The organism is Streptomyces sp. LE64 (assembly GCF_052606915.1).
In genome coordinates, this window is the sequence record NZ_CP199708.1 from 4,468,576 (window position 1) to 4,481,180 (window position 12,605).

Consider the following 12,605-nt stretch of genomic DNA (forward strand, 5'->3'; position numbering starts at 1 on the left):
GTTCCCGGGGCGTGCGCGGGGCGCGGTTGCCGGCCCCCCGTCCGCCCGCCGTCCGAGCCGGTCCGGATCGCCCGCGAGAGTGAAGCGCGGCGCTACTGTCCGGTGACGATTCGGACGCGCGAGAGGTCCGCGCCGCCCACGGCGGGCCAGCGACCGGAGACCGTGCCGGGGGTCCACCGCCGTCCCGCGTAGGTCACCTCCTCGATGCCGAGCGCCGCCGCGTTGGCGACCGCCCAGTGCGCCAGCTCCCAGCCCCGCTGCCGTACCCCGGCCATGCCGCCGGGCCCGTCCGACACCGGGAGGACCACCTCCCGCGCGCCCGGCTCCGCCGGCGCGGGGGAGGGCGCGGCGGGCCCGCCGCCCGCCCCCGGCACCTCGGCGCCGGCCGGCGCCAGCACCTCCTGGCCGAAGTCCCGCACCAGCGCGGCCCGCACCCCGGCCGGCGAGCCCTTCGCCCGCACCCCGCCGTCCGCGCACGTCAGGGTGGCCTCGGAGCGTCCGGTGAGGGCCGCCGCCAGCAGGGTGGCGTCCGGCTCGTGCTTCGCGTACGCCTGGGGGTACCCGCTGCGCTGCACCCGCTGCGCGGCGACCGTCAGCGGCAGCCGCGAGTAGCCCGGAACCTCCGCCAGGTGCGCGTAGAACTCCGCCGAGGCGTACACCGGGTCCGTGATCTGTTCGGCGGTGCCCCACCCCTGGGAGGGCCGCTGTTGGAACAGGCCGAGCGAATCCCGGTCGCCGTGCTCGATGTTGACCAACGCCGACTCCTGGAGTGCGGTGGCCAGCGCGATCGTCACCGCCCGCTCGGGCATCCCGAGGGCGGTCCCGACCGCGGCGACGGTCGCCGCGTTCACCGCCTGCTCGGAGGAGAACCGGTACGCCGCGCCATCGCCCTTGCCCGACACCACGGTGCAGTGCGCACCGCCCCGGCCGCCGCTCGCCTGGTGCACCGCCAGGTAACCGGCCAGCGCGGCCAGCACGGTCACCGCCACCCCGAGGCGGGCCGGACGGCGGCGGCGCGGGGCACGGCGCCGGCCGGGACGATCAGGGGCAACAGGGGCGTCGAACACGCGCCCACCGTACCCGGCGGGGGAGCGCACCCCCAGATCCCGTGCGCCCCCCGCACCGTCCGCCGGGGCTGGGAGCCCGGGCACTAGGGTGGGGGCCCATGGACCGCACCCCCGCTGACCGCCCCGCCGACACCGCCCGCCCGGCCGGGGAGACGCCGCGCACCGCCCTCGACCTGGGCCAGGACGCCGCACTGCTCACCGCCCAGCTCGTCGACTTCCCGTCCGAGAGCGGCACCGAGGAGCCGCTCGCCGACGCCATCGAGACGGCCCTGCGCGAGCTGCCGCACCTGACGGTCCACCGGTACGGCAACAACGTGATCGCGCGCACCGAACTGGGCCGCGCCGAGCGGGTGGTGCTCGCGGGCCACATCGACACCGTCCCCATCGCGGAGAACGTCCCCTCCCGGCTCGACGAGGAGGGCGTGCTGTGGGGGTGCGGCACCTGCGACATGAAGTCGGGCGTCGCCGTCCAACTGCGGATCGCCCGCACCGTCCCCGCACCCAATCGCGACCTCACCTTCGTGTTCTACGACAACGAGGAGGTCGCCGCGGAGCGGAACGGACTGCGGCACGTGGCCGAGGCCCACCCGGAGTGGCTGGAGGCCGACTTCGCGGTCCTGCTGGAGCCCTCCGACCAGCAGGTCGAGGGCGGCTGCCAGGGCACCCTGCGGGTGCTGCTGCGCACCCGCGGCGAACGCGCTCACTCCGCCCGTTCCTGGATGGGCTCCAACGCGATCCACGCCGCCGCCCCGATCCTGGCCCGGCTCGCCGCCTACCAGCCGCGCTACCCGGTCATCGACGGCCTGGAGTACCGCGAGGGGCTCAACGCGGTCCGCATCGAGGGCGGGGTGGCCGGCAACGTCATCCCGGACCTCTGCACCGTCACCGTGAACTTCCGTTACGCCCCCGACCGCAGCGAGGAGGAGGCCCTCGCCCACGTGCGGGAGGTGTTCGCCGACTGCGGGGTCGACGAGTTCGTGGTGGACGACCACAGCGGGGCCGCCATGCCCGGACTGTCCCACCCCGCGGCGCGGGCCTTCATCGAGGCCGTGGGCGGCACCCCGCAGCCCAAGTACGGCTGGACGGACGTCTCCCGGTTCAGCGCCCTGGGGGTGCCCGCGGTGAACTACGGACCGGGCAATCCGCACCTGGCGCACAAGCGGGACGAACGCGTGCACACCGGGAAGATCCTGGCGGCCGAGGACCGGCTGCGGGGCTGGCTCACCGCCTGATCGTGGTGCGCGATCGCACAGCAGTGCCCTGGACACCCGGAATTCCGCCGCCGGTCATCCCCGTGGATCTAGGCTGAAGCAGCAACACCGTCAGCGGAAGGGGAGTTCAATGGGCGTTCCGGAAGCGCAGGGTCCGCCGGAGGAGCAGATCGTCGGCCCCGTGGTGCGCCGTCGAGGCCAGGTCCAGCCCGGCACCACCGACCAGCGGTTGCTGGACACCGGGCAGGACTCCGGGTGGGTGCACACCGATCCGTGGCGGGTCATGCGCATCCAGGCCGAGTTCGTCGAAGGCTTCGGCGCGCTCGCCGAACTCCCGAGCGCCATCAGCGTGTTCGGTTCCGCCCGCACCCGCCCCGGCACCCCCGAGTACGAGGCGGGGGTGCGGATCGGCCACGCCCTGGTGGACGCCGGCTTCGCGGTGATCACCGGCGGCGGCCCGGGGGCCATGGAGGCCGCGAACAGGGGCGCCCGGGAGGCGAAGGGCGTCTCCGTCGGCCTGGGCATCGAACTGCCCTTCGAACAGGGGCTCAACCCGCACGTCGACATCGGGGTGAACTTCCGCTACTTCTTCGTCCGCAAGACGATGTTCGTGAAGTACGCGCAGGGCTTCGTCGTCCTGCCGGGCGGCTTCGGCACCCTCGACGAGCTCTTCGAGGCGCTCACCCTCGTCCAGACCGGCAAGGTCACCCGGTTCCCGATCGTGCTGTTCGGCTCCGCCTACTGGAACGGGCTGGTCGACTGGCTCCGCGACACCGTGATCGCCAGCGGCAAGGCCGCCGAGAAGGACCTCCTGCTCTTCCACGTCACCGACAGCGTCGAGGAGGCCGTGCAACTGGTCACCAAGGAGATCGCCCGCTGAGGTGCGGCCGCCCCCGGTACGGGCGTCCGTACCGGGAGGTCAGGCCAGCCCGCGCCGGGCGACCGCCGGCGGGCGGTGACCCGCGATGGACGCCACCATGTCGAGCACCTGCCGGGTCTGGGCCACCTCGTGCACCCGGTACACCTGCGCCCCCAGCCAGGCGGACACCGCGGTCGTGGCCAGGGTCCCGATCAACCGCTCCTTGACCGGGCGGTCGAGGGTCTCCCCGACGAAGTCCTTGTTGGACAGCGACACCAGCACCGGCCAGCCGGTCGCCACCATCTCGTCGAGCCGCCGGGTCGCCTCCAGGGAGTGGCGGGTGTTCTTCCCGAAGTCGTGCCCGGGGTCGATGAGCACCGACTCCCGGTCCACCCCGAGCGCCACCGCCCGCTCGGCGAGCCCCACCGTCACCGCGAGGACGTCCGCCATCACGTCCGGGTACTCCACCCGGTGCGGCCGGGTCCGGGGCTCGGCGCCGCCGGCATGGGTGCACACCAGGCCCGCCCCGTACCGGGCGGCGACCTCCGCCAGGGCGGGGTCGACCCCGCCCCAGGCGTCGTTCAGCAGGTCGGCGCCCGCCTCGCAGACGGCCTCCCCGACCTCGTGCCGCCAGGTGTCCACGCTGATCACCACGTCCGGGAAGCGCCGTCGCACCTCGGCGACGAACCCGACCGTGCGCCGGGCCTCCTCCTCGGCCGTGACCTCCTCGCCCGGGCCGGCCTTCACCCCGCCGATGTCGATGATGGCGGCCCCCTCCTCGACGGCCTGCGCCACCCGCGCCAGCGCGGGCTCGTCCCGGAACGTCGCGCCCCGGTCGTAGAAGGAGTCCGGGGTGCGGTTGACGATCGCCATGATCACCGGCTCGTGTGCCTCGAACGTGCGCTGGCCCAGCCTGAGCATCTGTGGTGTCCCTCCGGTGGGTGCGGCCCGGGCGCGCGTCCGGCCGGGCCCTGGTGGTGGTGCCGTTGATCGTCGCCTGCGACCTTAACCGTCGGTGGCGCATGGCACGATCGGGGCCGACACCTTTCGTGCCGGCTCCGGGCCGGCGACCGGACCTGGGGCCGCCGAGATGGTCATGTTCTTGTTCCTGCTGCTCGCGCTCGTCGTCGTGGTCGGCGCGGTGACGCTCGCCGTGGTGGGGGGCGGCGAGGGCGGGCCCCTGTCCTCGGTGCCGCCCGAGCGGTACGCGGAACCGCTGCCACCGGACCGTCCGGTGCGGCGCGCGGACGTGGACGCGCTGCGCTTCCCGCTGGCCCTGCGCGGCTACCGGATGGCGGAGGTGGACGAGGCGCTCGGTCGGCTCGGTGCCGAACTCTCCGAACGGGACGCCCGCATCCAGGAATTGGAGGCACGGCTGGCCGGTGCCCGGGCGGCACGCGCCGCCGGCCCGCTGGACCGGCGGCCCGAGGACCCCGCCGACGGGGGCCCCGAAGGGCCGGCCGCCGGTCCGACCCCCGAGGACGCGGCGTGAGCGCCCCGGCCGCCGGCGCGGTCCCCGGCCCGGACGGACGCCCCCGCTGCCCCTGGGGACTCTCCAGTGCCGACTACGTCGCCTACCACGACGAGGAGTGGGGCCGGCCGGTCCACGGCGACGACGCGCTGTTCGAACGGCTGTGCCTGGAGGCGTTCCAGTCGGGGCTGTCCTGGATCACCGTCCTGCGCCGCCGCGAGGGCTTCCGCCGGGCCTTCGCCGGCTTCTCGATCGAGGCGGTCGCGGCCTTCACCGACGCCGACGCCGAGCGGTTGCTGGGCGATGCGGGGATCATCCGCAACCGCGCCAAGATCGAGGCGACCCTCGCCAACGCCCGGGTCCTCGCCGGCTGGTCCACGGGCGAGCTGGACGCGCTGATCTGGTCCCACGCGCCCGACCCGACCGTCCGTCCGGCCCCCGGCTCGCTCGCCGACGTGCCCGCCGTGACCGACGAGTCCACCGCCCTGGCCAAGGCGCTCAAGGCCCGCGGCCTGCGCTTCGTCGGACCCACCACGGCCTACGCCCTGATGCAGGCGTGCGGGCTGGTCAACGACCACCTCGCCCAGTGCTGGGCGCGCTCCGGCTCGGGCCCCGCCGGCACCTGACGGGCCCGGGGCGGACTCAGCGGCCGAGGAATCGCGGGCGCCGCTTGTCGACGAAGGCGGCGACGGCGCCGGCGTGGTCTTCGGAGGCGCCGGCCCGGCTCTGGAGCTCGTCCTCCTTCTCCAGGGCCTGGGCCAGGGTGTGCGACTGGGCGTAGGCCAGCGACTCCTTCAACGCGGCGTAGGCCAGGGTGGGCCCCCCGGCCAGTTCCCGGGCGACCCGCCGGGCCTCGGCGGCCAGGTCGGCGGCCGGGACCACCCGGGTGGCGATGCCCCAGTCGTGCGCCTCCCCGGCGGTGATCGGCCGGGGCAGCAGCAGCAGGTCCGCGGCGCGGCCGGGCCCCACCACCCGCGGCAGCGTCCACGAGAGCCCGGAGTCGGCGCTGAGCGCCACCCCGGCGAAGGCCGTGGTGAAGGTCGCGGTGTCGGCGACCACCCGGACGTCCGCCGCCAGGGCGAATCCGAAGCCCGCCCCGGCCGCCACCCCGTTCACCCCCGCGACCACGGGCTTGGCCATCCCGGTCAGCGCCCGCAGGATCGGGTTGTAGTGGTCCCGCACGGTGCGCATGGACCCGCCGTCGCCGGCGGCCCGGCTCGCGGCGAGCGTCGCCACGTGCTCCTTGAGGTCCTGGCCCACGCAGAAGGCGCGGTCGCCGGCGGCGGTCAGCAGCACCGCCCGCACCCCACCGTCCGCCGCGGCCTCCTCGGCTGCGTCCCGCAGCGCGACCTTGGTCACGGTGTCCAGGGCGTTCATCGCCCCGGGGCGGTTCAGGGTGATCGTCGCGAGTCCGTCGCTCACCTCGTAGAGCACGGTGTCGGCCATGGCGGGTCCTCTCCGAGTGGGGCTCCCGACGGGGCGCGGGGCCACCGGGGAGCGCGGTCCGAGGCCAGCATGACGGAGATCACCGCCCGTCTGCATGTGACCTGCATCAAAGAATCGCGCCCTCCCGACACCTCCGGGGGACGCCGTGGAACGCCCGGTATCCCGCCCGCGTCGCCGAATTGAGTGGTTTTGCGGGCGTGCGTTGCCCAAGCGATGCCGACCGATGTTGGTCATCGGGTCCTGCCATGCGGGATAATGGCCGGGAAGCAATGTGTTCGATGCCGGACGCCCGCCGTGGAAAAGGGAGCGCCGGCGGCTGACGATGAGCTGGTTTCAGGAAGGGGAACGAGCATGGCGGCCATGAAGCCGCGGACGGGTGACGGCCCGCTCGAGGTGACCAAGGAGGGGCGGGGCATCGTCATGCGCGTTCCGCTCGAAGGCGGCGGTCGGCTCGTGGTCGAGCTGACCCCGGACGAGGCCGACGCGCTCGGCGACGCCCTCAAGAAGGTCGTCGGCTGACACTGAGGCCCGGCCTGTGAAGTCTTCCGGTCGCCCCGGCATCGTACGCGGTGCCGGGGCGACTGTTTGGGCGGAGCCCGTGGTCCGCGCCTGTGGCGTGTGCCACGGCCACCGCGCGGTGCGCCCGCGGCGCCCGCACCCGGTGCCTCAGGGGGCGGTGGTCACCGCTTCACCGCGCACAGCAGTCCGTCCCCCACCGGGAGCAGCGAGGGCACCAGGTCCACGTTCTCCCGCACCCCGCGCACCAACTCGCGCAGCTTGAGCACCTCCGCCGGCTGCGGACCCGAGTCCACGGTCCGCCCGTCGGCGAAGACCCCCTCGAAGCAGACCAGCCCGCCGGGCCGCAGCAACCGCAGCGACTCTTCGAGGTAGTCGAGGCACTCCAGTCGGTCGCCGTCGCAGAAGACCAGGTCGTAGCCGCTGTCCGCGAGCCGCGGCAACACGTCCAGCGCCCGCCCCGGGATGAACCGGGCCCGGTTGCTGGCGAACCCCGCGAGGCGGAACGCCTGCTTGGCGAACTGCTGGCGCTCCGGCTCCTGGTCCACCGTGGTGAGGACCCCGTCCGGACGCATGCCGTGCAGCAGGTGGATGCCGGAGACCCCGGTGCCGGTGCCGATCTCCGCCACCGCCTTGGCGGCCACCGTCGAAGCCAGCATCCGCAGGGCGGCGCCGGTCGAGGGCGACACCGGGCGCAGCGCGACCTCCCGGGCCCGGTCCCGGGCCCAGTGCAGCGCCTCTTCCTCGGCGACAAAGGCGTCAGCGAACGCCAAGCCCGTCTGCCGGTTGCCGGTAATGACCCTCTCCTGTCCCCCTGGGATGCCTGGCCGTGACTGTATCCGCTGGGGGCGGGAACCCGCAGATGGGACCGGGCGTTATGGAGGGTGGGGGACGAGGTGCGACGCGAATCACGGAACAACGGGGGTCGGGAATGGTTCGAACCGGGCGGCGGGCCCCGACGCATGACCAGAACCACGTACCAAATTCACGTAAAATTGCTTATCCGGAGCTAACGGGCGGGGTGGCTATGGTAGGGGCTCCACTGGACACCACCAGAGCCGACAGGGGAGGTGCGGCTGCGCCTGCGGATAGGGGAGGAGTGCTGCGGCGCCTTCTCAGATCGGTGGGTGAGCCGAAATCCGTGACCTACACCGCTGACCACGCCGACCGCTCCGTCTCGACCGCGACCTTCACCGCCGACGCGGACGCCCCGGCGTGGACTCCGCCCACCTGGGAGGAGATCGTCAGCACCCACAGCGGTCGCGTCTACCGCCTCGCCTACCGCCTCACGGGCAACCAGCACGACGCCGAGGACCTCACCCAGGAGGTCTTCGTCCGCGTCTTCCGCTCGCTGTCCACGTACTCGCCCGGCACCTTCGAGGGCTGGCTGCACCGCATCACCACCAACCTCTTCCTGGACATGGTGCGCCGCCGGCAGCGCATCCGCTTCGACTCCCTCGGGGACGACGCCGCGGAGCGCCTGCCCAGCCGTGAGCCCTCCCCCCAGCAGGCGTTCAACGACACCCACTTCGACGCCGACGTCCAGCAGGCGCTGGACACCCTGGCGCCGGAGTTCCGTGCCGCCGTGGTCCTCTGCGACATCGAGGGCCTGTCCTACGAGGAGATCGCCGCCACCCTGGGCGTCAAGCTCGGTACGGTCCGCAGCCGTATCCACCGCGGCCGCTCCCAGCTGCGCAAGGCCCTCCAGCACCGGTCCCCGCAGGCCCGCGCCGAGCGGCGCCAGCCCGTGGCCACCGGTGTCCCCGCCCTGGGAGGAGGAGGCGCGTCCGCGTGAGTGGAACACGTCCCACACCCGTCGAGCAGCACCTCGGCGACCGGCTCGCCTCGTTCGTCGACGGCGAGCTGGGCCATGACGCCCGCGACCGCGTCCTCGCCCACCTCGCCACCTGCCCCCGGTGCAAGGCCGAGGCGGACGAGCAGCGCCGGGTGAAGTCCGCCTTCGCGCAGGCCGAGCCACCGCCGCTCTCCGACAGCTTCCTGGCCCGGCTCCAGGGCCTGCCCGGCGGCGGCCTGTCCGCCGGCCCCGTGTTCGAGTCGAGCGGTGACGCCTTCGGCTACGCCGCGGCGCTCCCCGGCGGCCCGGAGAGCGGCTTCCGCATCCACCCCGTGGCCCGACCCGAGGGGGAGCGGCCCGCGGTACGGGGCCGCCGCCGCTTCGCGTTCGCCGCCGCCGGGGCCGTCTCCCTCGCCGCGATCGCCCTCGGCGGGGTCAGCACCATCACCGCACCCGTCGACGGCGGTGACGCCCGGGGCCCCAGCAGCAACAACGTCACCCCCCTGCGCACCCAGGGCGGCGGCGTCCCGGCGGGTGACGCCCAGCGCCGCCGGGCCGCCACCCCGATGCTGGGCCAGCGCACCGGCGGGGCGCTCGCCGCGCCCGTGGCCCCCGCCTCGGTCACCGCACCGCTGCTGCCCGGGGCGCTCCCCCCGGGTCGTTCACTGGCTGCGGTCCAGGCACTGGCCGCGCCGCTGCTCGCGGGCGCCTCGGTGATCTCCCCGCTGCTGCACCCCGTCCCCGCGGTGCGCTCGCCCTTCCCGCTCGTCCCGCCGCCGGATCCCACCGATCCCCTGGGGAAGGTCGACGGCCCCCCCTCCCGGGCCACCCAGGTCGGGAACGGCACGGTCGGCGTCGACGGGCCCCTGTTCGGCGTCCCCCGTTCCCCCCGGGCCGCAGCCCCCGGACCCACCCCCGCCCCGGGACCCGGCACGCCCCGTTGACCGGGGCACCGAGCCGTCCCGGGGCCACCCCGGGACGGCCGAGCGCTTCTGGGCCGCGACGGGACCTGGTTGAATTCCGCACGGGACGTGCCGGGGAGGGCGAGCGTCCAGCGGAGAGCAAGCACCAGCGGTGACCGCCGCGCGGCCGGGTGGGGAGACGATGGACGAGGGCAAGCCGACGGGGTGGAACGGCCCCGCTGCCGAAGGAAACGGCGCGGGTCGACCCCCCGAGCCCCCGGCACCCACCGTGCCGCCCGCCCCCGAGGCGCCCCCGGCCGCCGACGGCCCGGGGCCCGCGCAGTCGTCCGGGGCCCACCCCCGCCCGCTGCACGCCCCGGACCCCTACGGCACCCCGCCCTACGGCGAGCCGGGCCCCTGGGCCCCGGCACCCCCCGTCCAACACCCCGCTGCCGCCCCGGCGCAGGGCGTCCCCGCGGGCCCACCGCCCCCGCCCGCCTCCGCCGCGCCGGCCCCGCCCGCCGCGCCGGGGGCCCCGTACCCCGCCGAGGGCGGCGCCTGGGGGCGCTACGACCCCTGGGCCGCGGCCCCGCTCCAACACGCCGGCACCCCCGCCCCTGGCGGCCGGTCGCCCGCCCGCCGCGGGCTGTGGGTCGGCGCCCTGGTGCTGGGCCTGGTCGCCGGCGCGATCGGCGGGGTGACCGGGGCGCACCTGGAGGCCCGTCGCACCACCCGGGTCGAACTCCCCCAGGCGGGCCCCGAGCCCACCGACCGGGCCCCGGACAGCGTCGCCGGCATCGCCGCCCGTTCCCTGCCCGGGGTGGTCACCCTGCACGTGCGGGGCGGCTCCGACCAGGGCACCGGGACCGGTTTCGTGCTGGACGGACGCGGCCACATCCTCACCAACAACCACGTGGTCGAACCCGCGGGAGCCGCGGGGGAGATCACGGTGACGTTCAGCGGCGGCGAGGTCGCCGAGGCGGAGGTCATCGGCCGGGACAGCGGCTACGACCTCGCGGTGGTCAAGGTCACCGGGGTCACCGGGCTCAAACCGCTGCCGCTCGGCAACTCCGACAACGTGCAGGTCGGCGATCCGGTGGTGGCCATCGGCGCCCCGTTCGACCTGGCCAACACCGTGACCTCCGGCATCATCAGCGCCAAGGAACGGCCCATCACGGCCGGCGGCGAGAAGGGCGACGGCAGCGACGTTTCCTACGTCGACGCCCTCCAGACCGACGCCCCGATCAACCCGGGCAACTCCGGCGGCCCCCTGATGGACGCCCGGGCCCGGGTCATCGGCATCAACAGCGCGATCCGCTCGGCCGACCGCGCGGCGTCCGAGCGCGGCCAGTCGGGTTCCATCGGCCTCGGCTTCGCCATCCCCGTCAACCAGGGCAAACGGGTCGCCGAGGAGTTGATCAACTCCGGGAAGGCCACCCATCCGATCATCGGGGTGACCCTCGACACGGAGTTCACCGGCGACGGCGCCCGGGTCGGTGCCGAGGACGGTGCCGGCGGCTCCGCCGTGCTCCCGGGCGGCCCCGCCGCGAAGGCGGGCGTTCGACCCGGTGACGTGATCACCGAGGTCGACGGCCAGCGGGTGCACTCCGCCGAGGAACTGATCGTCAAGATCCGCGCGCACCGCCCCGGCGACCGGCTCCGACTCACCCTGGAACGCGGCGGCCGGGAGCACCGGGTGGCGCTCGTGCTGGGGGCGTCGGGCGGCGACTGACCGCGGCACCCTTCCGCCCCGCCGGCACGGAACGGGCAGTACCGGACGCACGGGGTGGGCGGGTACCGTGGGAGCGGTCCGGGACCAGGGGGACCGCTGCGGGCCCGAGGACTTCGCAAGGGAGCGCTAGGTGTTCAATGACATAGGTTGGGCCGAGGTCCTGACCATCGTGGTGCTCGGCATGCTCGTCCTGGGCCCCGAAAGGCTGCCGAAGGCGATCCAGGACATCTCGCGGACCATCCGCAAGATCCGCGAGTTCTCCGACAGCGCCAAAGAGGACATCCGTACCGAGCTGGGCCCGGAATTCAAGGACTTCGAGTTCGAGGACCTGAACCCGAAGACCTATCTGCGCAAGCAACTCGGCAATGACGACCTGGGACTCCAGGAGATCCGCAACAGTTTCGACCTCCGCAAGGAAATGGCGGAACTGTCGGATTCGGTGAACGGCTACGGCGACCGGCCTGACGTCGACGAGGGCTCCCGGACCACCCCGTCCGGGGCCCCCGGGCGGCCCGATCTGGTGAAGAAGCGCGACCTCACCGCCGGGGAGCGTCCCCCGTACGACATCGACGCGACCTGACGCCGTTCCTGACGCCCGCCCCGGCCCGCCCCGGGGCGGGCGTCGTGCGCCCCGGCCACGGAGCCGGCGCGCTCCCCGTGCTCCCCGAACGCCCCCGGTGCGTCCATCCGCGGTGTCGGGCCGCTGACATGGCCCCGAAGTGCCGCCGCTCGCCCGGTCGTGCCCGGTTTGCCCGCCGGTTGGGCGATGGAACCGTGGGTGCGGCCGGCCGGGTGGCTATTCTGCCTAGGGCCTTTCTGGAGGGCCCAGCCGTCGTGCGGGCCGACACCAGGTCGCCCGAGGGGGGCGGGCCGCATCCGGTCCGACGAGTGCGAGGAGGCGTCCGCAGATGGAGACGACGAGTCAGGTGGGTGTGCAGACACCGGCCGGAGCGAGCGTGCGACCGAACGCGTCCGTGCGCCGCACGGTCGACGACTTCCTGATGGCGCCGTTCCCCTGGTACGGCCTCGACGGGGCGTTCACCGGCACCCGTTGGCTGCTCCAGGCCGCGGCCTCCGCCGAGGGCGTGGTGGAGCACGGCTCCATCGGCCACGGCGACCAGCCCGCACTGCGCGCCGCGGACGGCCGGGACGCGGGCGAACGGGACCGGTTCGCCGTCGTGGTGACCGTCGCGGCCAACCCGGTGCGCAAGACCGGCGACGGGACGGGGATCCTGGAGGCCACCTCGGTGTCGTCCGCGGCCTGGCTCGCCGGCTCGGGACTCCTCGCCGTCACCTGGCCCGCGCAGATGGACCACGGCCTGCGGGACGACTGGATGGCGCAGCAGACCGAAACGGCGTGGGTCCTCGCCGACGACCTCGACAGCGAGGACTGGGCCTCGCTGTCCCTGCCGGTCGACGGCGAGCCCACGCCCTTCCACTACCGGGAGTCCCCCTACGGCTGGGTGCTGGCCGGCACCACCCGCCGGGGCGTGCACCTGGGCGCCTACGGGCGCGGCATGAGCGCCTACGGGCTGGGCTTCTCGGCCGTCGAGGGCATCGAGGAGTACGCCTGACGCCCCGCCCGCGCCCGGACCGGGCGCGGGCG

14 protein-coding genes are annotated in these 12,605 nt (G+C 74.7%); 10 read left to right on the top strand and 4 right to left on the bottom strand.

Going from position 1 to position 12,605, the window contains the following annotated elements; all coding sequences use genetic code 11:
* Positions 1-92: 92 nt before the first annotated feature.
* Positions 93-1,067 (bottom strand): heavy metal transporter, encoded by a 975-nt coding sequence (locus ACSMX9_RS20230; RefSeq protein ID WP_445395782.1) that lies wholly within the window; start codon positions 1,065-1,067, stop codon positions 93-95.
* A gap of 98 nt (positions 1,068-1,165) precedes the next feature.
* On the opposite strand from ACSMX9_RS20230, the gene dapE reads away from it, so the two are divergent.
* Positions 1,166-2,299: a succinyl-diaminopimelate desuccinylase gene (gene dapE, locus ACSMX9_RS20235; RefSeq protein WP_445395784.1), complete on the top strand. Its 1,134-nt coding sequence runs from the start codon at positions 1,166-1,168 to the stop codon at positions 2,297-2,299.
* Positions 2,300-2,408: 109 nt separating this feature from the next.
* Entirely contained in the window at positions 2,409-3,158 is a 750-nt protein-coding gene (locus tag ACSMX9_RS20240; RefSeq protein WP_445395786.1) for an LOG family protein, read from the top strand.
* A 39-nt stretch (positions 3,159-3,197) separates the two neighbouring features.
* Here ACSMX9_RS20240 and folP read toward each other — a convergent pair whose 3' ends face one another.
* Positions 3,198-4,058 carry a dihydropteroate synthase gene (gene folP, locus ACSMX9_RS20245; protein ID WP_445395788.1) on the bottom strand — a complete coding sequence of 287 codons (861 nt, stop codon included), beginning with the start codon at positions 4,056-4,058 and terminating at the stop codon, positions 3,198-3,200.
* Between the two features lie 169 nt (positions 4,059-4,227).
* On the opposite strand from folP, the gene ACSMX9_RS20250 reads away from it, so the two are divergent.
* Entirely contained in the window at positions 4,228-4,629 is a 402-nt protein-coding gene (locus ACSMX9_RS20250) for a DivIVA domain-containing protein (protein ID WP_445395790.1), read from the top strand.
* Positions 4,626-5,234, top strand: a complete 609-nt coding sequence (locus ACSMX9_RS20255; RefSeq protein ID WP_445395792.1) for a DNA-3-methyladenine glycosylase I — start codon at positions 4,626-4,628, stop codon at positions 5,232-5,234. Before ACSMX9_RS20250 ends, ACSMX9_RS20255 begins: the two co-directional genes overlap by 4 nt.
* A gap of 16 nt (positions 5,235-5,250) precedes the next feature.
* On the opposite strand, the gene ACSMX9_RS20260 is transcribed toward ACSMX9_RS20255, so the two are convergent.
* On the bottom strand, positions 5,251-6,054 hold the full coding sequence (locus ACSMX9_RS20260) for a 2-cyclohexenylcarbonyl CoA isomerase (RefSeq protein WP_445395794.1): 804 nt from the start codon (positions 6,052-6,054) through the stop codon (positions 5,251-5,253).
* Positions 6,055-6,405: 351 nt separating this feature from the next.
* Here ACSMX9_RS20260 and ACSMX9_RS20265 point away from each other — a divergent pair, with 351 nt between their 5' ends.
* On the top strand, positions 6,406-6,573 hold the full coding sequence (locus ACSMX9_RS20265; protein ID WP_003966491.1) for a DUF3117 domain-containing protein: 168 nt from the start codon (positions 6,406-6,408) through the stop codon (positions 6,571-6,573).
* 161 nt (positions 6,574-6,734) lie between these two features.
* On the opposite strand, the gene ACSMX9_RS20270 is transcribed toward ACSMX9_RS20265, so the two are convergent.
* Complete coding sequence (locus ACSMX9_RS20270; RefSeq protein ID WP_366114392.1) at positions 6,735-7,391, bottom strand: O-methyltransferase; 657 nt, start codon at positions 7,389-7,391, stop codon at positions 6,735-6,737.
* Positions 7,392-7,597: 206 nt separating this feature from the next.
* Here ACSMX9_RS20270 and sigE point away from each other — a divergent pair, with 206 nt between their 5' ends.
* The 5 genes from sigE (at position 7,598) to ACSMX9_RS20295 (ending at position 12,573) form a co-directional block, all read left to right on the top strand.
* A complete protein-coding gene (sigE, locus tag ACSMX9_RS20275) occupies positions 7,598-8,365 on the top strand; it encodes an RNA polymerase sigma factor SigE (RefSeq protein WP_445395795.1) in 768 nt (255 codons plus the stop codon).
* The gene (locus tag ACSMX9_RS20280) at positions 8,362-9,309 is read left to right on the top strand and encodes an anti-sigma factor family protein (protein WP_445395797.1); all 948 of its coding nucleotides are present in this window, start codon (positions 8,362-8,364) and stop codon (positions 9,307-9,309) included. Before sigE ends, ACSMX9_RS20280 begins: the two co-directional genes overlap by 4 nt.
* A 160-nt stretch (positions 9,310-9,469) precedes the next feature.
* Positions 9,470-10,999: a S1C family serine protease gene (locus ACSMX9_RS20285; protein ID WP_445395799.1), complete on the top strand. Its 1,530-nt coding sequence runs from the start codon at positions 9,470-9,472 to the stop codon at positions 10,997-10,999.
* 130 nt (positions 11,000-11,129) lie between these two features.
* A complete protein-coding gene (locus ACSMX9_RS20290; RefSeq protein ID WP_445395801.1) occupies positions 11,130-11,579 on the top strand; it encodes a sec-independent translocase in 450 nt (149 codons plus the stop codon).
* A gap of 328 nt (positions 11,580-11,907) precedes the next feature.
* The gene (locus ACSMX9_RS20295; RefSeq protein ID WP_445395803.1) at positions 11,908-12,573 is read left to right on the top strand and encodes a hypothetical protein; all 666 of its coding nucleotides are present in this window, start codon (positions 11,908-11,910) and stop codon (positions 12,571-12,573) included.
* Positions 12,574-12,605: the final 32 nt, after the last annotated feature.